Origin of the sequence: Clostridium sp. 7_2_43FAA (genome assembly GCF_000158375.2) — a bacterium.
GTDB classification, from domain to species: domain Bacteria; phylum Bacillota; class Clostridia; order Clostridiales; family Clostridiaceae; genus Clostridium; species Clostridium tertium.
Genome location: NZ_JH815222.1, coordinates 1,435,212 through 1,459,071 on the forward strand (window position 1 = coordinate 1,435,212; position 23,860 = coordinate 1,459,071).

At 27.2% G+C, this 23,860-nt stretch carries 22 protein-coding genes and 1 riboswitch; of the genes, 21 read left to right on the forward strand and 1 reads right to left on the reverse strand.

The genetic code is table 11. The features are described from left to right. Positions 1-276 precede the first annotated feature (276 nt). Positions 277-1,128 (reverse strand): Cof-type HAD-IIB family hydrolase, encoded by an 852-nt coding sequence (locus tag CSBG_RS08265; RefSeq protein WP_008678651.1) that lies wholly within the window; start codon positions 1,126-1,128, stop codon positions 277-279. A gap of 806 nt (positions 1,129-1,934) precedes the next feature. On the opposite strand from CSBG_RS08265, the gene CSBG_RS18720 reads away from it, so the two are divergent. From CSBG_RS18720 to arsA, 21 genes are all read left to right on the forward strand, one after another. Then, positions 1,935-2,063 (forward strand): DUF2087 domain-containing protein, encoded by a 129-nt coding sequence (locus CSBG_RS18720; protein WP_235840830.1) that lies wholly within the window; start codon positions 1,935-1,937, stop codon positions 2,061-2,063. Then, entirely contained in the window at positions 2,060-2,224 is a 165-nt protein-coding gene (locus CSBG_RS18725) for a hypothetical protein (RefSeq protein WP_008678654.1), read from the forward strand. The genes CSBG_RS18720 and CSBG_RS18725 overlap by 4 nt, the downstream gene beginning before the upstream one ends. 96 nt (positions 2,225-2,320) lie before the next feature. Then, the gene (locus tag CSBG_RS08280; protein ID WP_008678656.1) at positions 2,321-3,085 is read left to right on the forward strand and encodes a MerR family transcriptional regulator; all 765 of its coding nucleotides are present in this window, start codon (positions 2,321-2,323) and stop codon (positions 3,083-3,085) included. 53 nt (positions 3,086-3,138) lie between these two features. After that, positions 3,139-3,870: an ABC transporter ATP-binding protein gene (locus tag CSBG_RS08285; protein WP_008678658.1), complete on the forward strand. Its 732-nt coding sequence runs from the start codon at positions 3,139-3,141 to the stop codon at positions 3,868-3,870. Further along, positions 3,857-4,552, forward strand: a complete 696-nt coding sequence (locus CSBG_RS08290) for an ABC transporter permease (protein WP_008678659.1) — start codon at positions 3,857-3,859, stop codon at positions 4,550-4,552. The genes CSBG_RS08285 and CSBG_RS08290 overlap by 14 nt, the downstream gene beginning before the upstream one ends. A gap of 410 nt (positions 4,553-4,962) precedes the next feature. Then, complete coding sequence (locus CSBG_RS08295) at positions 4,963-5,841, forward strand: GyrI-like domain-containing protein (RefSeq protein WP_008678660.1); 879 nt, start codon at positions 4,963-4,965, stop codon at positions 5,839-5,841. Between the two features lie 95 nt (positions 5,842-5,936). Then, entirely contained in the window at positions 5,937-6,146 is a 210-nt protein-coding gene (locus CSBG_RS08300) for a hypothetical protein (RefSeq protein WP_008678661.1), read from the forward strand. A 35-nt stretch (positions 6,147-6,181) separates the two neighbouring features. Then, positions 6,182-6,886 (forward strand): transglutaminase-like domain-containing protein, encoded by a 705-nt coding sequence (locus CSBG_RS08305; protein ID WP_008678662.1) that lies wholly within the window; start codon positions 6,182-6,184, stop codon positions 6,884-6,886. A gap of 764 nt (positions 6,887-7,650) precedes the next feature. Further along, positions 7,651-8,469 carry an aldo/keto reductase gene (locus CSBG_RS08310; RefSeq protein WP_008678666.1) on the forward strand — a complete coding sequence of 273 codons (819 nt, stop codon included), beginning with the start codon at positions 7,651-7,653 and terminating at the stop codon, positions 8,467-8,469. Between the two features lie 268 nt (positions 8,470-8,737). Beyond that, on the forward strand, positions 8,738-9,868 hold the full coding sequence (locus tag CSBG_RS08315; protein ID WP_008678668.1) for a DEAD/DEAH box helicase: 1,131 nt from the start codon (positions 8,738-8,740) through the stop codon (positions 9,866-9,868). Positions 9,869-9,990: 122 nt separating this feature from the next. After that, positions 9,991-10,090, forward strand: a riboswitch (purine riboswitch). A 311-nt stretch (positions 10,091-10,401) separates the two neighbouring features. After that, positions 10,402-11,391: an adenosine deaminase gene (gene add, locus CSBG_RS08320; RefSeq protein ID WP_008678669.1), complete on the forward strand. Its 990-nt coding sequence runs from the start codon at positions 10,402-10,404 to the stop codon at positions 11,389-11,391. Positions 11,392-11,602: 211 nt separating this feature from the next. Next, positions 11,603-12,226 (forward strand): plasmid pRiA4b ORF-3 family protein, encoded by a 624-nt coding sequence (locus CSBG_RS08325; RefSeq protein ID WP_008678670.1) that lies wholly within the window; start codon positions 11,603-11,605, stop codon positions 12,224-12,226. A 117-nt stretch (positions 12,227-12,343) separates the two neighbouring features. Then, complete coding sequence (gene uvsE, locus CSBG_RS08330) at positions 12,344-13,318, forward strand: UV DNA damage repair endonuclease UvsE (RefSeq protein ID WP_008678672.1); 975 nt, start codon at positions 12,344-12,346, stop codon at positions 13,316-13,318. A gap of 540 nt (positions 13,319-13,858) precedes the next feature. After that, on the forward strand, positions 13,859-15,625 hold the full coding sequence (locus CSBG_RS08335; RefSeq protein ID WP_008678675.1) for a methyl-accepting chemotaxis protein: 1,767 nt from the start codon (positions 13,859-13,861) through the stop codon (positions 15,623-15,625). 184 nt (positions 15,626-15,809) lie between these two features. Continuing rightward, positions 15,810-17,468: a SulP family inorganic anion transporter gene (locus CSBG_RS08340; protein ID WP_242825271.1), complete on the forward strand. Its 1,659-nt coding sequence runs from the start codon at positions 15,810-15,812 to the stop codon at positions 17,466-17,468. 289 nt (positions 17,469-17,757) lie between these two features. Continuing rightward, positions 17,758-19,305, forward strand: a complete 1,548-nt coding sequence (locus CSBG_RS08345) for a glycosyl hydrolase family 18 protein (RefSeq protein ID WP_008678678.1) — start codon at positions 17,758-17,760, stop codon at positions 19,303-19,305. Positions 19,306-19,528: 223 nt separating this feature from the next. After that, positions 19,529-19,786 carry a hypothetical protein gene (locus tag CSBG_RS08350; protein ID WP_008678680.1) on the forward strand — a complete coding sequence of 86 codons (258 nt, stop codon included), beginning with the start codon at positions 19,529-19,531 and terminating at the stop codon, positions 19,784-19,786. Between the two features lie 17 nt (positions 19,787-19,803). Beyond that, complete coding sequence (locus CSBG_RS08355; protein WP_008678682.1) at positions 19,804-21,051, forward strand: DNA polymerase IV; 1,248 nt, start codon at positions 19,804-19,806, stop codon at positions 21,049-21,051. Between the two features lie 324 nt (positions 21,052-21,375). Next, positions 21,376-21,702 (forward strand): metalloregulator ArsR/SmtB family transcription factor, encoded by a 327-nt coding sequence (locus tag CSBG_RS08360; RefSeq protein ID WP_008678683.1) that lies wholly within the window; start codon positions 21,376-21,378, stop codon positions 21,700-21,702. Positions 21,703-21,725: 23 nt separating this feature from the next. Next, complete coding sequence (gene arsD, locus CSBG_RS08365; protein ID WP_008678684.1) at positions 21,726-22,094, forward strand: arsenite efflux transporter metallochaperone ArsD; 369 nt, start codon at positions 21,726-21,728, stop codon at positions 22,092-22,094. Between the two features lie 19 nt (positions 22,095-22,113). Then, complete coding sequence (arsA, locus tag CSBG_RS08370; RefSeq protein ID WP_008678685.1) at positions 22,114-23,859, forward strand: arsenical pump-driving ATPase; 1,746 nt, start codon at positions 22,114-22,116, stop codon at positions 23,857-23,859. The last annotated feature ends 1 nt before the right edge of the window (position 23,860 follow it).

A 23,860-nucleotide genomic window follows, 5' to 3' on the forward strand; every position in this document is an offset into this window, starting at 1 on the left:
ATTGTTAGATATAAATGAGAATACCAAATAGTTATACTTAAAATTGTATATATTATAAATTGAAACAAGGGAAGTCATATGACTTCCCTTAGATATTATTATATTAAGTACATAATTATAAAATGAAGACTAGCTTTTAAAAATATAATTGAATTACTCTTTTATTTTTTTGTAAGTTAGTTAATTTATTAAATTTACTAAAAATTTTCATTAAGAATCATTTTATGAATATTATACAATAATTTATTAAGTTTACTTTTTAAGTCTATTTATAATTTAAATATTTATCCCCTTAATATATTTACTTAGTGTATGCGCAATCCCATCTTCTTCATTAGATAAAGTAATTTCATCTGCTATAGCCTTTAAATCGTCTACAGCATTAGCCATAGCAACTCCTATGCCAGCATAGTTAACCATGGAAGCATCGTTATGACCATCTCCAAAAGCAATCATTTCCTCTTTTTTATATCCCCTAGGAATTAGGACAGAATCTAAGGCCTTAGCCTTATCAATTCCTTTAGCAGTAAATTCAAAGTAGAAATCTGCTGTGAACATGCAGCTTAAAGTATCCTTAAAAGGTTCCATCATTTCTTTGTAATGAGATTTCAGATATTCAGGTTCTCCTGCAGTTAAAATTTTATTCAATGGATAATTAGCAAAAGCAGCTAAATCATCTTTTTCACAAAGCTTAAATTTACCACCGCGAGCTTCATATTGAATTATGTTAAAAAGGGACCCTTTATAGTTTATTTCATTGTTGAAAACATCATTAACATACATATAATCATCTTTATCAATCATAGGTTTAACATCAAATTTCTTCATATGTTCAAGAACAGCTTGTCCTTCTTCTATACTCATGGTTTCATTAAATAAAACTTCATTAGTTTCACAATCTATAACCTTAGATCCGTTAAAAGCAACTAAAAGTCCATTATGTTCATTCATTTTTAATTCTTTAGCAAGATCTAGCAATCCAGATGTAGGTCTCCCTGATGCTAAAACCAATATAGCTCCTTCTTCCTGTGCTTTAATTAGAGCATTTTTAGTTTTTTCAGTTACTACTTTTTTACTATTAGTTAATGTACCATCTACATCCATAATAATTACTTTTATATTACTCATTTATCTTTCCTCCATAGTTCTTTTTATTTAATTATACTAATATTAACCTCATAAGTGAATTGATTAATTAAATAATGAGTAATTTATATCGAAAATAATTTGATTAATAAATAATGAATGAAATTATTTTGTTATACGAGCTTCATAAAAAGGATTAGGGTATCAAATAATCTTATAATTCAAATAAAGCTTAATAAATATGATAGTCTAGTTGATTAGTTAAATGGAGAAGTTGTAGTAATTAAAAAATACCTAATAATCTATATTTTTAATGAATATTAATGTAAAGATATTAATTAGAAAGTTTGTGAAATTGTATATTTGACATAAATATTACTATATCTATAAATTTAATAGATGTGAGGGAAAAAGAAAGAGATTATTCGTAATGAAACCATAGAAGATTTTAAAAGAGGGTATCTATGGGATAACAAAAAAGGTGAGTTTATATGCTTAATATGTGGAAAGAATATTGGAATAAATACTGATATTATAAATGATCATATGCTAACTCATGGATCTCCAGTAGAAAGATTATTAATGTTAGATAAAAAGCATACAGGATTAACTGAAATTAAAAAAGAGTTACTTGATATGTTATCTAGCAAATGTAGTGATAAAGAAATAGCAAGTAATCTTGCTTGTACAGACTCTACAGTAAGGAATATTAGATTTTCTTTAAGGGAAAGAGCAAGGCAAGCGAGAGCATTTTTGGCTATTATGGAGTTAGTGGATGAAGGCGCATCAAATTCGGTAAATCATAAAATTAGATATTTTCCTATTAAGAAGAAAAAAGAAAAGTCTTACTGCCTAGATTTGCTAATTTATTTGAGCCAAATAGGTTATATACAAAAAATGAAGTTAAAGCAATAATCAATAAAGTTTATGATAACGATGCATTAATAAGACGATATTTGTGGACTATGGTTATTTGAAGAGAGATAAATATGGAGAAAGTGCATTTGAATTTAAAGTTGTAGAAAAGCTTAAGAAAAAGGAAGGTTCTACAGAAAAAGAAACTCTTTATGACTTAAAAGAACTTCTAAATATTTGGATTGATAGTCAAGGGGATAATTTGAAATTATATAAAAAGTAAAAATATTTTTAATTATTTAACATGCAACCTATAAACACTCCAATATAACACCAGACTTTATATAGGTGTTATTATAAAAATGGAGGTGAAAATGATATGGAAAATACGTACAAAACAACAGAAGTAGCTAAAATAATAGGAATTCATCCTAATACGGTACGGTTATATGAAGACCTTGAATTAATTCCCAAAGCTAATAGACTATCCAATGGATACAGAATATTTAATGACTATCACATTGAACAATTTAATCTTGTAAGAACAGCTTTAAAAGTTGAAGTATTACAAAATGGACTTAGGAAAAAAATAATTAATATCATTAAGTTATCTGCCAAAGGCGAATTTGAAGAAGCAATAATATGTACAAATGATTATATTAATCAAGTAAAAAATGAACGAAGGAACGCAGAAGAAGCCATTGAAATTTCTAAACAACTTTTGTTAGGAATAAAAAATAACGAAAGTGATATGTTTCTTACTAGAAAACAGACAGCAGAATATCTAAATATTACAATAGATACATTAAGAAATTGGGAGATGAATGGGCTACTTTCTATTAAAAGAAAAGAAAATGGATATCGAGTTTATACAAGTAGTGATATTAAAAAATTAAAAATAATACGAACATTACGTTGTGCAAATTATTCACTTGCATCAATTTTACGTATGATTAATGCTATATCAAATAGTAGTAAAGTTGATATAAAAGAAGTGATTAATACACCAGATAATAATGAAGATATTGTTACAGCATTTGATAAACTTCTTACTTCATTGAATAATGCAGAGAAAAATGCAAATGTTATATTAAAACAATTGAGATTTATGAATAATAGATTTAATGCAAACTCTCCATTTTAACACCAGGCTTTATTCTGGTGTTATTCTTTTATATGAAAAAGGAGGGAATTCATATGGAAGCAATTAAAATCAATAATCTTTGTAAATCTTATGGAAAATTTCAAGCTGTAAAAAATATAAGTTTTAGTGTTAACAAAGGAGAAGTATTTGGTTTACTTGGTGAAAATGGAGCAGGGAAAAGTACAACAATAGAATGTGTATTAGGTACTAAAAAGTTTGAAAATGGGCAAATATCTATTTTAGGCATGAATCCACAAAGAGATAGAAAACAATTATTTGAAAGAGTTGGAGTTCAATTTCAGGAATCTAATTATCAGGATAAAATAACAGTAAAAGAACTTTGTGAATTAACAAAATCATTTTATAAAACAACATTAAATTATACGGAGTTATTAAAGGAATTTAATCTTTTAGATAAGCAAAAAAGCCAAGTAAATGAATTATCAGGAGGAGAAAAACAACGATTATTTATTATACTAGCATTAATTCCAAATCCGGAGGTGGTATTTTTAGATGAATTAACTACTGGATTAGATGTAAAAACTAGAAGAGATGTATGGAAATACTTATTAAAGCTAAAAAAGAATGGTTTAACTATTTTTCTTACATCACATTTTATGGATGAAGTTGAGATATTATGCGATAAAATTTGTATATTAAAAAAAGGAGAATCTATTTTTTATGGTACAGTAAAAGAGGTAATTCTAAACAGCCAATGTGAAAAACTAGAAGAGGCTTATTTATGGTATACATATGAGGAGGAGTCAGCTGATGAAGGCATTTAGAACAATGATAAAAACTGAATTGAAGTTATCCTTAAGAGGAATGGATATGTTAATATTTGCAATTTGTATGCCTGTAGTAATAACTATAATTCTTGGAATTATGTACGGTAATAAGCCTGCATTTGATGGTGCAAAATATACTTTTTTTGAGCAGTCATTTGGAGCTATTTCTACTATTGCAATATGCGCTGGAGGTGTTATGGGTTTACCATTAGTTGTATCAGAATATAGGCATCGAAAAATATTAAAGAGATTTAAGGTGACACCTGTTAGTCCAGCCATGATTTTAGCATTTCAAATAGTAATCTACACAATATATTCAATTACTTCGCTTATACTTGTATATATAGCATCAAAGTTATTTTTTGATTTTAGTTTTAGAGGGTCATTAATAAGATTTTTTTTGGCTTACATTCTTGTTATGATTTCAATATTTAGTATTGGATTAATGGTTGGTGGTGTTGCTAAAAATACTAAAATTGCTAGTGTTGTAGCTAGTATCTTATATTTTCCTATGCTAATTTTCTCAGGGGCAACACTTCCATATGAGGTTATGCCACAAGCATTACAAAAGGTTGCAGATTTATTACCATTGACACAAGGGATAAAACTTTTAAAAAGTGCTTCTCTTAATTTAACAATGGATAGTAATATAGTTATAAAAGGAGTGTTGTGTAGCTGACGCAATGCCATAACTTGATGAGCGTTAAATTTATACTCCTTAAATTGTTCGAAGGAAATTTTGTGGAAATCCTCCCAAAGTAACTCATAAAGCTTTATTATTTTTTCAGTATAATTTGATGAATATTTACTCATATTTAGAACTCCTTTTTAATGTTTTAATATAAAGTTGAAATATAAATGTTCAAATGAACAAACAGTTCGGATCTTCGAACTATTATTTTTACATTGCTATGTATTTCTTTTATAGTCAATGGATTACTTTTACACAATTGTGATATTATATATACATAATACATATTTAACTGAAATTAAGAAATTTAAAAATATAAATTAGTCTACAAAAGGCGGCACTAAATATCGAGTAGGGTCATTATAAAAAGTTTATTATTAAGTTTGAGGTGAGAAGTTATGGATTGGGTAGATAAATTAAATGAATCAATAAACTATATTGAAGAAAATCTTACAGGTGATATATCTTATGAAGCTATTTCGAAAATTGCCGGATGTTCTGTTTATAATTTTCAAAGAATGTTTTCATATATAGCAGACAAGCCATTATCTGAATATATAAGAAATAGAAGATTAACCATGGCAGCATTTGACTTATTAAATAATTCAGACAGGATAATTGATATTTCTTTAAAGTATGGATATGAATCTCAAGATGCTTTTACGAGAGCTTTCAAAAATTTTCATGGGATACTACCTTCGAAGGTTAGAAGTGAAACAGTACAGTTGAAGTCATGTCCTAAACTTTCATTTCAAATAAAAATTAAAGGAGAAGATCATATGAATTATCAAATTGAACAATGGCCTGCATTTAAAGTAATGGGAATATCTCAGAAAGTTAAAACCGAAGAAGCTTTTGAGGTGATTCCTGATATTTGGGGAAATGCTTGGAAAGATGGTATTATGAAGAGATTTTTAGATAACTTTCCTGGATATAGACCATCAGGTTTTTTAGGAATTGCGCAAGGCGGAGGATGGGGAGAATCTGAATATATGGAATATATTATAGCAGTAACAAATCATGTTGATACATCAAGCTGTGAATATGTTCCAGTACTTGAAGGGATGAAAGAATTTTCTTATCCAGCTGGTACATGGGTAATTTTTGAAGCAAATGGAGAATTGTCAAATGCTATACAAGAAGTTTATAAACAATTTTATACTGAATGGCTTCCAAGTTCAGGGTATGAGCTAGCGAATCTTCCTGTTATTGAATGTTATATGCAAGAAAATCAACAAGAAGTTTGGATATCTATAGTAAAAAATAATAAAAACTAAATTAATTGTATTTTTTAAGAGGAGTTAATATACATACTGGAATAATTATAGTAACTCTTCTTTTTAAATATTAGTTGCTAAAAAATTCACTGAACATGAATTATAGAAGTAATTTATATAATGAAAAGGAAATATCTAGTAATGATACTATTCATTTTACAATGCTTATAGATGCAACATTGAAATCTGGGTTTGATAGCCCATCACATTTTGCATATACAAGTAAAAAGTTAACAGGAATGTCTGCTAAAAATATTCGTAAAGATAGCGTGTTTTTGAAAGTATATAATTTAGAAATAGAATAAAATATAGCTAATAAATGAAATGGAGTCTATATTTTATGGATAAATATTTAGAAGAAACTAAACTTTTAAACTTTTCAGCAATTTGCATAAGTGATGTAATAAAAAAAGAAAGATGGATGGAACTAAGTGATTATAATAAAATTCTTAAAATATACAACTATGTAAGGGATGATATTGCATTTGGATACAATGAAGATGATGCTATAACTGCTTCAAAGGTTTTAAAAGATGGTTATGGACAATGTAATACAAAAGGTATTTTATTTATGGCTCTATTACGTGCAGTAGATATTAAATGTAGAATTCATGGGTTCACTATAGATAAATCATTACAAAAAGGTGTTATTAAGGGATTTTATTATAATCTTGCACCAAATGAAATAGTTCATAGTTGGGTTGAGGTTTACTATAATTCTAAATGGTATAACTTAGAAGGATTTATTTTAGATATAAAATATTTAAATAATCTACAAAATAAGTTTTCAAGTTGTACAAACTCTTTTTGTGGTTGCGGAGTTGCAACAAAAGATTTTCAAAACCCTATAATTAATTGGAATGAAAATGATACCTATATACAAAAGGAAGGCATAGTAAGAGATTTTGGTATATTCGATAATCCAGATGAATTTTTAAAAAAGCATTCTCAAGTCATGATTTCTATAAAAAAGTTTATTTATAGAAATTTTATAAGACATTTAATGAATAGAAATATTAGTAGAATTAGGGATTCTATAAGATAAATATTAATAATTATTTTATAAAGAAATTTCTACAATTAAGAAAGTATAAATTAATTAGTAGATATACCTTATACAAATTAATATAAAAGGTTCTATAAAATAATTAAGGTTATTATATAGAACCTTTTTTATTTTATTAAATACGAAAGTTATATAATTATATTATAAATTAGGTAAAAATACATTTTTATTAAGTGGAAGCTCGGAATTAGGTAAATTATTAATAGATATTAGAAAATTAATAATATAATCTGTTTTATACTCAGAGTAATTTGATTTAGCTATTCTTTCACAATTATCTACAGATACAACTTCATATAATCTTCCAGTAGTGAATGCAGTATAAGGGAATTTAATAGCTGAGTTGATTTCTACGTTATTTAAATCTAATTTTGGGATTAAGGAACTCTAAGTATTTAACTTTAGTTATATAATTACAGTGTCTTTATATTTTAAGTATTTTATTTATAGTATTTCCAGACTGGACTACATAGGTATAGGTTTCTAAGCTTTATTTATAAGAGTCTACTGATTTAGAGAGAATCATTAGTTAAATATATCATAATAGACTAAAAACTTTACTATAACTACAGGAGATAAAAAATAAAATGTAAAGTTATGAGTTGGCTATATAAATAAAAACATATATATGAGGTAAACTATTGAAAGTAATATTAATCTTTAGAGAAAGATTTGATATAAATCAAACTAAAAGGTGTATAATTATGTTAAATAAAATAATTACAAAAATCTAGGAGGTCAAAATGAATATAGATAGTAGGATAAAAATGAATACTGGCACTGAAATTTATCAATTTGGATTAGGTGTTTGGCAAAGTGGACCTGAAACAAAAGAAGCTGTTTTAGCCGCATTAAAAGCAGGATATAGACATATTGATACTGCAGCGGTATATAAAAATGAAGAAGCTGTTGGAGAAGCTATAAGAGAAAGTGGAATTCCAAGAGAAGAGCTATTTATAACAACAAAGCTATGGAATCAAGATATGAGAGATCATAAAGTAATGGAAGCTTTTGAATCAAGCTTAAAGAAACTTGGTTTAGATTATGTAGATTTATACTTAATACATTGGCCAGTTAAAAATGAATATATTCAATCATATAAAGTAATGGAAGAAATTTATAGAAGTGGTAGAGCAAAAGCTATTGGCGTTTCAAACTTTAAAAATCATCATTTACAGGATTTGTTAGATAATACAGAAATTGTTCCAGCAATAAATCAAATGGAGTTTAATCCTCAAATGCAAGATTATGATATTTTAGAAATGTGCAGAGAAAAAGGAATAGTATTTGAAGCTTGGTCACCACTTGGTTCAGGAGAGTGCCTTGATGATAAAGAAATAATAGAAATAGGTAAAAAATATAATAAGTCAGCAGCTCAAGTTATTATTAGATGGTTATTACAAAAGGGAATTGTGGTATTCCCTAAATCAGTACATGAATCAAGAATAAAAGAAAATGCTAATGTATTTGATTTTGAGCTAACAAATGAAGATATGAAATTAATAGATGGAATGAATAAAAATTTAAGAACTGGTGCTGATCCTGATAATTTTGATTTCTAATAAAAAAAGTAAATTCCAATTTGGTATACTTAATAAAATAGAAATTTAAATATGAAAAAGAGTGTGAAATTATATAGATTTTACACTCTTTTATTTTCATATTTATCTTAGAATATAAGGTTCAATATATTGGTAAAGATAATAAATAATAATATATTGATTGAAAGTTAATAAAAACTAAAAATAATAAATAATAATATATTTTGACAATCTTCTAAACTACTGATAAAGTTAAGAAGCATATAGTTTAATGAAAGAGGTATTAGTTATGGAAAAGAGTTTTGAAAATCTAAAAATAAATGAAAAAATAATTAGTGGATTAAATGCTATGGGAATAAAGGAGCCTACTGAAATACAAGAAAAAATTATTCCATTAGCTCTAGAAAAAACAAATTTAATTGGGCAATCAGAGACAGGTACAGGAAAAACCCTAGCATATCTTTTACCTATAATTGAAAATATAGATATAAATAAAAAAGAAATGCAATGTATAATATTAGCGCCAACTCATGAATTAGCTATTCAAATAAATAATACTATAAATGAGTTGAAAAAAGCTTCAGGTCTAGAAATTACTTCTACACCTTTAATTGGAAGTGCAAATATTAAAAGACAAATAGATAATTTAAAAGCAAAGCCTCAAATTTTAGTAGGTTCTGCTGGAAGAATCTTAGAGTTAATAAAAAAGAAGAAAGTATCTGCTCACACAATAAAAAACATTGTAATTGATGAAGTAGATAAACTTTTAGATAAAAATAATCTTCCTACTGTAAAAGACATAATAAAGGTTACACCAAAGTACACTCAAATTATGATGTTTTCAGCCACATTAAATGGTAAAACTTTAGATATAGCTAAAACTTTAGCAGAAGATATAAAAGTAGTTTCAGTTAAAGGTAATAAAGTTAATGAAAATATAAATCATAACTACATAAAAACTGATAGCAGAAATAAAGTTGAAACTTTAAGAAAACTTTTAAATGCATTAAAATCTCCAAAGGTTTTAGTATTTAATAATGATAGCTATACTACTAACACAGCTGTTGAATATTTATCATTTAACAATGTTAAAGTTGCTGCTATTGGTGGAAATGGAAAGATGGAAGATAGAAAAAGAGCTTTAGAAAACTTTAGAAAAGGTAAAATCAATGTTTTAATTGCTTCTGATATTGCAGCTAGAGGGTTAGATATAAAAGGAGTAACTCACGTTGTTAATTTTGATATTCCAGAAGATTCTAAGGATTATTTACATAGAGCAGGTAGAGTTGGAAGAGCAGGAGAAACTGGCGAAGTATTTTCTTTAGTAGATGATAAAGAAGAAAAAATAATTAAAATGCATGAAAAGAGCTTTAAGATAAATATTTCAGAAAGAGACCTTTATAGAGGTAACGTAGAATAATGAATTATTGCAATTTATTGTAAGTTATTTAATATATAAATAGTGATAATATTATGATATAATACGTCAAAATTTTATATTGACTATTTATGTATATATGCTAAAATTAATATTAATTTAAATAAGGATATATTAAATATCTTCGTATAACCCTAATGATATGGTTTAGGGGTCTCTACCAAGAACCAATAATTCTTGATTACGAGGAAATCATTTTATTTGTGATTTCTTCGTTTTCAGGAATTTTTTTATACCTAAATATATTTAAATTAATACTATATTCTTGATTTGCTCTAAAACATTTAGTTAATTTTAAGATATTGATTTAAGTATTAATATCTAATAATTGATATAAATAGATTTTTGAATTTAATTTCAATTATAACTAGGCCATTTACCAATAAAGATTCCAATCGTTTTTATAAAATACATATATAAATTATATAAAAGAAGGTAAAAAATTAAAGTAGTTTGTTTGCATATTGAGAAGATTATTTTTTACATATATAAGAATTTTAAGGAGGACTAATTTTATGGATATTAATAACTTACCGAAAATAGAGCTTCACTGTCATTTAGATGGTAGCTTAAGAGTTGAGACAGTTATAGAGCTTGCTAAAAAAGAAAATATTCAATTAGAAAGCTATGATTATGATTACGTTAAAAATCTATTAACTGTTGAAGAGGATTGTGATTCTTTAGATGAATATTTAAAGAGATTTGATTTACCAAATGAGGTTCTACAAACAAAAGAAAATTTAAGAAGGGCATCTTATGAGCTATTAGAAGATGCTGTAAAAGATAATGTTAAATACATTGAAGTTAGATTTGCACCAATATTTCATACAAAAAAGGGACTAGCCTTGGAGGAAATTATAGAAAGTGTTATAGATGGAATAAGAGATGCGGAAAATAAATATGACATAAAGGGAAATGTTATAATTTCTTGTATTAGAGGATTAGACTTAGAGCATGTGTATGAATCTATAAATGCTAGCGAAAAATATCTTGGTAAAGGTGTCGTAGCAATAGATTTAGCAGCATCAGAAAGAGAAGATTTTGCTTATGAGTATATAGAAGCAATGAAGATTGCTAAAGAAAAGGGATTTAGAATAACAATACATGCAGGAGAAACTGGATTTGGGAAAAATGTAAGGGATGCCATAAACCTTTTAGGAGCGGAAAGAATAGGACATGGAGTATATATATTTAATGATGTTGAGGCCTATAAATTAGTAAAAGAAAATGGGATAACATTAGAAATGTGCCCAAAGAGTAATCTAGATACAAAAGCTGTGAATTCATATGAAGAACATCCTATTTACAAATATCATAAAGATAACATTAAAGTTAATCTTAGTACAGATAACAGAACTGTTTCAAATATAAACCTAAATCAAGAAACAAATAAGTTAGTAGAAACTTTTAAAGTTGATATAGATGAATATAAGAAAATTTATATAAATAGTGTAAATGCAGCATTTTGTGATGATGAAACAAAGGCAATGCTTCTAGCCATATAATAAATGCCCCAGGGGAAATACCTCTTGGGCATTTATTATTGGACTAAGAAAATTTTCAATTTGATTTAAAATTAAAACTAGTAATATTCAGTTATGTAATTGGAAATATAATCAACTATGAAATGATTAAAATATCAATATAATAAATATTAAAGGAATAAATGACGTAAATATAAAGATACTTTAAAAATATAAGAAAAGGATACAGATTATGAGAGCATATAAGATAAAAATAGAACTAAGAGATAGTGAACCATTGATATATAGGAGGGTTATAGTTCCTTCTAATATTAGCTTTGAAAAATTACATAATATAATTCAGCAGTCCATGGGATGGAGCAACAGTTATTTATATGATTTTAATATTAAGGAAGAAAATTTAAGAGTAACTTGTGATAAGGAGGCAATTTCCGAATATGAATTCTATTCTAAATTAAAATTAAATGAAAAAAACGATCCTAATGGATTTATAAAGAATATGCTTAAAATTAAGCCTAAGCTTAGTAATGAAGTTAGTATAGATTTTTATTTAAATAAAAGTAATAAAATTGAGTATGTATATGACTTTGGTGATTACTGGAAGCATGATATAATTTTAGAAGAAATAATTGAAGATTATGTGGATGATTACCCTAAATGCGTTGAAGCAGAAGGAAATTGTCCACCTGAAGATATTGGGGGAATAGAAGAATATATAGAATTTTTAGAAGTAATCAATGATAAAAACCATCCTGACTATGCAAATGTAGCCTTATGGGCAAGTAAACAAAATTATAAAGAAGGTTTTGATATTGAAAGTGTTAATATCCTTATGAAAGAAATAAATAATATTTAAATTAAATCTAATTTTATATTAATTAAATGCACTAAGTTTACTTCTTAGTGTATTTTTATATATTAAAAATTTATATCAGGGAATACTAATGTTAAATAATTTAAAAGGAGAATATTTATGATAGTAAGACTCGGATATGTTGCTATTTCAAATGTATTAGGAAAAAAGATAACAAGCTCTAGCACTGTTACTTTTACGAATTATAATAAAATTTCATCAGAAGAAAAAAGGTTAGAAAAACTAAAAACAGTGGCTTTATCAAATTTAAATGCATTACAAGAGATATTAAAATACAATATAAAGAATAATATACATTTTTATAGAATAACATCAGCTTTAATACCTTTAGTAACTCATCCTGAAGTTGGATATTGGGGGCATAGAGAAATATTAAAGAAGGATTTTGAATATGTTGGAAAGCTTATAAGAGAGTCTAATATGAGAGTTGATACTCACCCAGATGAGTTTAATGTTATAAATAGCAATAATCCTAAAGTTGTTGAAAATACATTAATAAATTTAATGAGACAAGTTGAATGGTTTGAGGATATGAATTATAAGCAAGGAAAAATGGTTATTCATGTAGGTGGAGCAACAGGAGGTAAAGAAGCTGCAATAGAGAGATTTATTAAAAACTTTAATAAATTCCCCATAAATCTAAAAACGAAATTAATTATAGAAAATGATGATAAAACATATACGGCTACAGAAACTCTAAATTTATGTAAAATACTAAATATACCTATGGTTTTAGATATTCATCACCATAATTGTAATAATGAAGGCGATGATATAGTGAATATTTTAGGTGATATACTAAATACTTGGAATAATGAAGATTTACCACCTAAGATGCATTTTTCATCTCCTAGAGATACAACTTTAACTGATAAAGTTGATAAGAAACATTCAGATTTTATAAATCCATATAAATTTGTAGAATTTCTAGAAATTTTAAAAATTTTTAATATTGATGTAGATATAATGTTAGAATGTAAAGAAAAAGATGTTGCTTTATTTAAACTAGTTAATGATATAAGAGAAATTAAGCCAGAATACAAATGGATTGATGAAACTACTTTAAATATATAGGTATATAAAGCTTCAATATAAAAAACTTATATCGTAAATCACATATTTAATATATGGGAGTGGGTATATTTTAATATCTTTAATTTTTTTACAATATTATTAATACACTTTATATGCAGAGTTATGCAACATGATATGGAAGATAAAAAGCTAAATAAATTTTTAGAATTAAAATAACTATGTAAAAATAATTACTCCATTATTTTTATATAGTTATTTTAATATTTACATAGAAAAATACTGTGATTTTTTTACTAATGCAGAATTATAAATTTAAGTTTTACAATCTTTGTAAAAATATATAAATAAAATATATTTTATAGTACAGTTTAATCTTTATCATACGAATATTTATATAAGAGAAAATCAAAAATATCTGAAACGTATAGAATAATAGTATTAAAATATATACATTTTTAGAATAATAATATTTTTCTTTGATTTTATTTAGAGTGTTATTTGGGTTAGTATAGGTTACTATTAAATATTCATTTTAAATGAAACTATAAATCGAGTATTTACATAAAAGGAGGCCTATTTATGAAAAAGGTTAAGCACAAATTGATTATTGTTACAATGGTTATATCTCTAGTAACTGCTATTATCATAACTATTACTATGACTTTTAAAAGTATTCAAACTAATAATAAATTATTAGATAATCAAATTGAAAATTTAAATGATGATTATGATTCTAGAATTAAGGAGCAAGTAGAAATTGCTATTTCCATGATAGATACAATTAACGAAAAAACTAAAACTGGAGAACTGACAGGTGATGAAGCTAAAAAGCAAAGTGCAGATTTGTTAAGGAATTTAAAGTTTGGGAAAGAGGGATACTTCTGGGCAGATACTATTGAAGGAGTAAATGTTGTATATTTAGGAAATGATACTGAAGGGAAAAATAGACTTAATGATAAAGATTCTAACGGAAACTATATGATAAAAGACATAATTGAAAATGGTAAAAAAGATGAAGGAGGATATACTGAATATTGGTTTCCTAAAGCTGGTGAAACAGAATCATCTCCTAAAAGAAGCTATAGTAAGCTGTATAAGCCATTTAATTGGGTAATAGGAACTGGAAATTACATAGATGATATAACTGAAGTAATAGATATTAGAGAAGAAATAGTAAAGCAAGACTTAGTAAATGGAATAGTTATTAACATATTTTTACTTATAGGATCATTAATAATAGCTATAATCTTAGCTTTCATTTTAAGCAATCAAATAACAAATCCACTTATAAGAATAAAGGATTTTGCACTTAGATTATCTTCTTATGACTTTAGTCATTCAATTAATGTTAAAAGTAAAGATGAATTTGGAGAAACTGCAAATGCATTAAATAAAGCACAGGAAAATGTAAGTAACTTAGTAAAGTTGATCATTGAAGATTCTGAAAATATAGGAGCTTCCTCAGAAGAACTTTCAGCAACAGTAGAAGAACTGTTTTCTAAAGTTGTTATAATTGATGAAGCTGTTGATACTATTGCTTCAGGAATACAGGAATCTGGAGCTGTAACAGAAGAAATAAGCGCATCAATTGAAGAAGTTGATGCAAGTATAAATATATTATCTTCTAAATCTATGGATGGAAGTAATGTATCAAATGCTGCAAAGAAAAGAGCTATAGAAGTAAAAGAGAGCAGTAAAAAAGCTATATATGAAACAAGACAAGTATATACCCAAAAGAAAGAAAAAATGGAAAAGGCAATTGAAGATGGTAGGGTTGTTGAAAGTATAAAAGTTATGGCAGATACTATAGGAGGTATAGCTGAACAAACTAATTTACTTGCATTAAATGCAGCTATTGAAGCAGCAAGAGCAGGGGAACAAGGAAAAGGGTTTGCAGTTGTTGCAGATGAGGTAAGAAAATTAGCAGAACAGTCAGCTGATGCTGTAAAAAGTATTCAAGAAACAATTTTAAAAGTACAGTATGCATTTAAAAGTAGTATTGAAGCTGGCAATGATATACTAGAATTTGTTAACACTAATGTAAATTTACAGTTAGATGCTTATGGTGAAACAGGTAATAAGTATCATGATGACTCAGAATTTGTAAGCCAGATGTCTGATGAAATTGCTGCTATGTCTGAAGAGATAACAGCAACAGTCGGACAAGTTAGTGATGCTGTACAAAATATGGCAGCATCCTCACAAGAATCTAGCGAAAAGGCAGAAGATATTAGAGAAAGTATGAAAGAAACTACAAAAGCAATTGAACAAGTTTCACAAACAGCTCAAAATCAAGCAGAACTTGCTCAAAAATTAAATGAAGTGGTTAAAAAGTTTAATATATAAATAATTATAAAATAAAAAATTAAATATAATATATTTTAAGTTAATAAAAAATAATCCAGTAAAATAATAAAATTTTACTGGATTTTTAATATATTTAAATAGTAAACGATATTATAATTTAACATAACTTGTATTATTTTTTAACTAGAGTTAAAATACCTATGGACAAACATATGAATAAAGTATGAAGAAGGGAATGAATATAATGCTTAAAAGTTATATTAAGGACATTAAGAATGAATTCAAAGGATATGATTTGTTAAATTTTAAACAAGATTTAATGGCAGGTATAACAGTTACAGCTGTAGCATTGCCATTAGCATTGGCTTTTGGGGTAAGCTCTGGAGCAACAGCAGCAGCAGGTTTGATAACTGCTATATTAGCAGGGGTAGTAATTGGTGCTTTATCTGGAGGATCATTTCAGATATCAGGCCCAACAGGAGCTATGAGTGCAATTTTAGTTGCTTTGTTTCAAAAGTATGGATTAGAAGGGGTATGGATAGCTGGAGCATTAGCTGGATTAATTCTGATTTTAGCAGGAATATTGAAATTAGGAAAAGTAGTATCATATATACCAACACCAGTAGTTACTGGATTTACATCAGGTATTGCATTAATAATAGCAATAGGACAATTAGATAATTTTTTTGGTGTATCAACTAAATCATCTGAATCAGCAGCTATAAAGGTATTAAATTTCTTTAGTACACCATTAAACCCAAATTGGTATGCTCTTTCAATAGGAATATTAGTTGTTGTTATCATGCTTATATGGCCAAAAAAACTTAATAATATAATACCATCATCTTTAATTGGATTAATAATAGCCTTATCAATAAATATGATATTTAAATTACCAGTAGATATAATTGGAGATATACCGCAAAAATTGATTTTAGATGATAGACTTAGCATCAGTTCATTTAATCTTGACATTTTAAAAAGTGTATTAGTACCAGCAATTAGTATAGCTGCATTAGCTATGATTGAAAGTTTATTATGTGGTGAAGTTGGAAAGAAAATGAAAGGAGATACTTTTGATGCAAATAGGGAACTAATTGCACAAGGAATTGGTAATTTTATAATTCCTTTCTTTGGAGGTGTTCCAGCAACAGCAGCTATTGCAAGAACGAGTGTTGCTATTAAATCAGGTGCTAGAACTAGATTGGTAAGTATGTTCCATGCCGTATTTTTAATGTTATCTATGTTCTTATTAGCTCCTATTATGTCTAATATTCCACTAGCAGCTCTTGCAGGTGTATTAATGGTAACTGCTTGGAGAATGAATGAATGGGAAAACATAAAGTATATATTTTCTAAAAGATTCAAAGGTGCTATATTAAAATTCTTGATAACCATGTTTGCAACAGTAGCACTAGATTTAACTCAAGCTATATTAATAGGAGTAATTTTTTCTAGCCTTCTATTTATTGTTAAGATATCAAATATGGATATATCAATAAGTGAAGTAGATGAAAAAAGATTAGATAGAGCGGTTCTTAAAGGTAATAATTTAAATAATATAAAAGTTGTTTATTTTACAGGTCCCTTATTTTTTGCAACAGCTGAAAAATTCAAAAATGAAGTTTTATCAATTAAAGATGCAAAAGTTATAATACTATCAATGAGAGGAGTTCCTTTAATTGATACATCAGCATTACAAGCGTTATCAGAGATGATTGAGGAAGTTGAAAATAGAAACTGTAAGATAATGTTATGTGGGTTGCAACAACCAGTTAAGGAATTAATTGATAAATCTGGATTTGCAGAAAAATTAGGAAGTAATATGATTTTCTGGAGTGCAGATCAAGCTATTAAAACTGCTGAAACATTAATAGCATAATTAAAACTAGATATTATGAAATAAGTAAAAAGTAAGTAAAATGGACTAACTGAAAAATAACTAGGTTAGTCTATTATTTTTTTATAATATATACTAAAAATATATTATGTATAATATTTACATATTATAAAAAGTGTGTAAAATATAAGTAAGGGCGATTAGTTATTTTATTTAAATTTGGAGGTGGTTTTATATAGTATCTTAGAAATTATATCTAAAGAATAAATATTATATAGTGATAGACAGAAGATAAATAATTTTTTAGGTATATATAAGGGGAAGGGATAATATGTATAAAAATTTCAAAAAAATCTTATCACTGTTTATTTTTACACTAATAATAATGACTATTACGCCAAGTTCAAAATTTAAAGCTGATACCAATATAGCTGGTAATGGAAGATTACTTGTTGGATATTGGCATAATTTTGATAACGGAGCTGGGATTGTTAAAATAAGAGATTTAGATCCAGCATGGGATATAATAAATGTTTCATTTGGAGAGACATATACAGATAGAGCAGTTGTAGAGCTACATCCAGTTTATGATGAAAAGGAATTCATAGCCGATATCGATTATGTACAAAGTAAAGGTAAGAAAGTAGTTTTATCTTTAGGTGGTGCAGAAGGTATAATTCAAGTTCCAACAGATGCAGCAAGAGAAAAGTTTATGACATCACTTACAGGTTTAATAGACAAGTATGGATTTGATGGAATAGATATTGATCTTGAAGGTGGAAGTGGAATGATACTTCAACCTGGAGATACAGATCTTAAAAATCCTACTACGCCTCAAATAGTTAACTTCATTAAGATTATCAAGGACTTAGTAAAAAAATATGGAGACAATTTCATTATAAGTATGGCTCCAGAATTATCATATGTTCAAGGTGGTAATACTGGTTATGCAACTAATTGGGGGGCATATCTTCCACTTATAGATGCAGTAAGAAATGAACTTGATTATTTACAAGTTCAACACTATAACTGTGGAGGAAATATGGCCCTTGATGGAATTACCTATAATCAAGGAACATCAGATTTTCAAGTTGCTATGGTAGAAATGCTATTACAAGGATTCCAAACAAGAGCATCAAAAAATAGCTTCTTTGCTCCATTAAAGCAAGAGCAAGTAGTAATTGGTGTTCCAGCTTCACAAAAAGGAACATTAAATCCAAATTCAGGCTATATCCCACCAACAGAAATGCTTAAAGCTTTAAATTATTTAATAAAAGGACAATCCTATGGTGGTTCTTATAAAATGATAGGAGAGAAATATCCAAATCTTAGAGGTATAATGGCTTGGTCAATAAACTGGGATAACGTAAACAATAAAGAATTTGTTAAGAGCTATAGACCATTTTTTGATTCATTATCTGAAGTAGTTCCAGAAAAACCTTCACTAAAAGCAGCATCAGTTAAATCATCAGTAGTTGCTAATAAAAGCTACTCATTAACTATTAATGTGCCAGCTTATAATACTGCAACATCATATGAGCTATTTGAAAATGGTAAATCTATAGCAACAGGTGCATTAACATCAGGATTAACATCTGTTCAAACAATTAAAAAGGATTTTACGAATAAGGCTTATGGAACCTATACTTATTCAGTAACAGTAAAAGATGCAGCTGGTGTATCTGTAACTTCAGCAAACTGCGTAGTAGAAGTTAAAGAAGTTGAAGTACCATCAGTACAAGAATGGCAATCAGGAGTTAGTTACAAATTAGGAGATAAGGTAACTTATCAAGGAAAAACTTATGAGTGTATATATGCTCACACATCACATATGGGATGGTTACCAGGAACAGTTCCTACTTTATGGAAGAAATTATAAAATTGCCCAAATAATAAAAAATATATAAATAAAGTTTTATACAAAGTAGCTAATTATAATTTTATAGTTAACTACTTTTTTATTATTATACTTAATAAGTTAAATTCATATTTTAATAAACTTATGAGTAATTTGTATAATAAAAAGCCATAATATATTTATCTTTACAAAAGAACATATGTTCGATATAATTAATTTAAGAATTTCCAGAGGAGGGATATACTTGAAGGTTATAGCTAAGCCAATACAAATGATAGCCTGGTTTAACAAGGATGGATCTATAAATCCAATTAGATTCAAAATAGATGAAGAAGAAAGTAAAGTAATTAAGATAGATAGGATTTTAAAGAGAGATAAAGAAAAGCTAGCAGGAAACGTAATGGAGAAGTTTGTATGTAGTAGCTGTATAGATGGTATAGAAAAAATATTTGAAATTAAATATGATGTAACTAAGTATAAATGGATTTTATTTAAGTATTAGAAAGGTAGTGTGCTTTTGTGGAAGAAAGAGTTATTTTTCATATAGATGTTAATTCAGCTTATCTTTCTTGGACAGCGGTAAGGATGTTACAACTGGGGGAAACTACAGAAGATATAAGAGAAATTCCTTCAATAGTAGGTGGAAATACTGATGAAAGACATGGAATTGTGTTAGCTAAGTCTATCCTAGCAAAAAGATATAATATTAAAACAGGAGAACCAGTTGTAGATGCATTAAAGAAATGTCCTAACTTAAAAATATTTAAGCCTAATTATAGATTATTCATGGATTGTAGTAATGCCATGTATAATTTGCTTTATGAATATTCACCTAAAATTCAAAGGTACTCTGTAGACGAAGTATTTATTGATATGAGTCATTTTAAAGAAAATTATATGGAAAAAGCAATTGAAATACAAAACAGAATAAGAAGTGAACTTGGATTTAATGTTAATATAGGAATAAGTACTAATAAATTGCTTGCAAAAATGGCTAGTGATCTTGAACCTAAAAATGCTATTCATACATTATTTAAAGAAGAAATCCAAAATAAGATGTGGACTTTACCTGTAGATAATCTATTTATGGTTGGAAGAGCTACAAAAAGCAAATTAGATAAACTAAATATTAATACTATAGGCGAGCTTGCAAATTTTGATATAGGTATTCTTGAAAGTATTTTTAAAAGTCATGGGAAAGTTATTCATAATTATGCAAATGGAATAGAAGAATCATCAGTTAGAAAATATAATTATGTAAATGTTAAAGGAATAGGAAACTCAACTACTATAGCTTGGGATGTAACATCTAAAGATGAAGCTTTAAAAATAATTTTATCACTTACTGAATCAGTTTGCATACGATTAAGAAATAATAATAGCTTATGCAGAGTAATTTCAATATCAATAAAAGGATTTAACTTTGAACGATATATACATCAAAGGACATTATCAAATTATATAGATTGTACAGAAGAGATATATAAAGAAATGGTAAAAGCATTTAATGAAGCTTGGAGAGGAGAAACAATAAGGCAACTAGGAGTAAGAGTTTCAGAACTTTGCAATAATGAGTTTTTCCAAAGTTCCCTATTTGATAGTAAAAAGCTAGAAAAACAAAGAGCTTTAGATAAAACAATAGATTCTATTAGGGAAAGATATGGAAATTATTCGGTGATTAGATCAACATTTCTTCATTCAGGGATAAAAGCTATAAATGGTAGGAATGGAGAAGATAATTATCCTATGATGGGAAGTATATTGTGACAATTAATAATGGATAATTCATAATATATTGTAAGGTAATATATTTATTGTAAGGTAATGTATAATGATAGTGATAATGAATAATAGATTGTGTGTAATTTATAATGAATGATGCATAATTGGGTATGGATAGGTTATTAATCTTAACAATGTTTTAGTTGTTAAGATTTTTTTATAGTAACAAATTTGATTTGAAATCATATCATATAGATATATATCTATTAATATTACAATAAACTCAACTATTTGAGTATATTTATTGACATCATATAGATAATCATCTATATTTGAATATAGATTAACGTCTATGTAAGGAGCGGTAATATGAAAAATGACTACGAACAGAATGCTAAGATATTTAAAGCATTAGGAGATCCTAATAGGTTGAAAATATTAGATATTTTATCTTGTGGAGAAAAATGTGCTTGCGATTTGCTAGAAAGTTTTGAGTTTACTCAACCTACTTTGTCACATCATATAAAGGTTTTAACTGAATGTGGGTTAGTATTATCTAGAAAAGAAGGAATATGGAATTATTATAAACTACATATGACTAATGCTAACAGATTAATTTTAAGCTTAATGAATATTATTACTGATACGGAAGAATGCATTTGTAAGCAAAAAGAGTGTGTATGTAAAAAGAATTAAATTTTAAAGGAGTGTATATTATTATGAAAAAAATGATTATTTTTGATCCTGCAATGTGTTGTTCAACAGGGGTTTGTGGCCCATCTGTAAATCCAGAACTTTTAAGAGTTTCTACACTAATAAACAATTTAAATAGTAAAGGAATATTAGTTGAGAGATACAACTTAACAAGTAATCCACAAATATTTGTTGATAATAAAACAATAAATGAAATATTGATGAAACAAGGCGTTGATGTATTACCAGTAACAGTGGTTGATGGAAAAGTTGTAAAGATGGGTAGTTATCCTACTAATGATGAGTTTTGTAATTTACTAGAAATTTCTTCAGATTTATTAAAAGTGGAAGAAAAGAGATCAAATACCTGTTGTTGTAAAGGTGGATGTTGTTAACTAAAAGGGAGTGATAAAAGTGTACAAAACATTTGATGTACAAGATATAAATATAACCAAATATTTGTTTTTTACAGGCAAAGGCGGAGTTGGTAAGACTTCAACAGCTTGTGCAACAGCAGTATCTTTAGCAGATGAAGGAAAAAAGATAATGCTTATTAGTACAGATCCAGCTTCTAATCTTCAAGATGTTTTTGATACTGAGTTAAATAATAAAGGTGTTCAAATAAAGGATGTACCTAATTTAGTAGTGGCTAATTTTGATCCAGAACAAGCAGCAACAGAATATAAAGAAAGTGTTATAGCACCATATAGAGGTAAGTTGCCAGAAACTGTACTAAATAATATGGAAGAGCAGCTTTCAGGTTCATGCACTGTTGAAATTGCAGCTTTTAACGAGTTTTCTTCATTTATTACTGATGAAAAAGCAGCCAATGAGTTTGACCATATAATTTTTGATACAGCTCCAACAGGGCATACATTAAGAATGCTTCAGTTACCATCAGCATGGAGTAATTTTATAAGTCAAAGTACTCATGGAGCATCATGTCTAGGTCAATTATCAGGACTTGAAAGTAAGAAAGAAATCTACAAAAATGCAGTTTCTAATTTAGCAGATGGTACAAAGACAACTCTTATTCTTGTATCTAGACCAGAAAAATCACCATTAAAAGAAGCTGAAAGAGCATCTAATGAACTTAAAGAAATTGGTGTATTAAATCAGATATTAATTGTAAATGGAATATTGGAAAATCATGATGATAATCTATCAGCTGCATTATATAATAAGCAACAAAATGCATTGAAAGATATACCATTAGGGCTAAAAAGTATTAAAACTTATAAAATACCTTTAAGGCCTTATAACATTACAGGTCTTAAAAATATGAGGGCATTATTAAAAGATAACAATATAGAAATAATTACGGATACAATAAATACAAGTAATATTCATAAGTTAAATAGTATTATAGAGGATTTATTTAAGAGTGATAAAAAAGTTATTTTCACAATGGGAAAAGGTGGAGTAGGAAAGACAACTATTGCAGCTGCAATTGCATTAGGGCTTGATAAGAAAGGTAAGAAAGTTCATTTAACAACTACAGATCCAGCAGCCCATTTAAAGTTTGTTGTTGATGAAAGCTATGGAATAACTTTAAGTAGTATTGATGAAAAGAAAGAACTAGAAAAATATAAAGAGGAAGTTTTAAGTAAAGCAAGAGAAACAATGAGTGATGCAGATATAGAATATGTTGAAGAGGATTTAAGATCACCTTGTACTCAAGAAATTGCTGTGTTTAGAGCTTTTGCAGAAATAGTTGACAAATCAGAAAATGAAGTTGTAGTTATTGATACAGCACCAACTGGTCATACCTTATTGCTTCTAGATTCAACTCAAAGCTATCATAGAGAAATTCAAAGGTCTGAAGGCGATATACCAGAATCGGTTAAAAAGCTTTTACCAAAACTAAGAAATGAAAAAGAAACAGAAGTTATTATTGTTACACTAGCAGAAACTACTCCTGTATTTGAAGCGATGAGATTGCAAAAAGATTTAAATAGAGCAGGAATAAATAGTAAATGGTGGATAATAAATTCAAGCCTTTACGCTATAAACACAAGTAATGAAATATTGAAAGCTAAGTCAAGTAACGAGATAAAATGGATAAATAAAGTTGATGAAATATCAAGTGGAAATTTTTCTGTAATAGAATGGAAAGCTGAAGAAGTAAAAGGTGAAAAATTATTAGAAATAATTAAGTAAA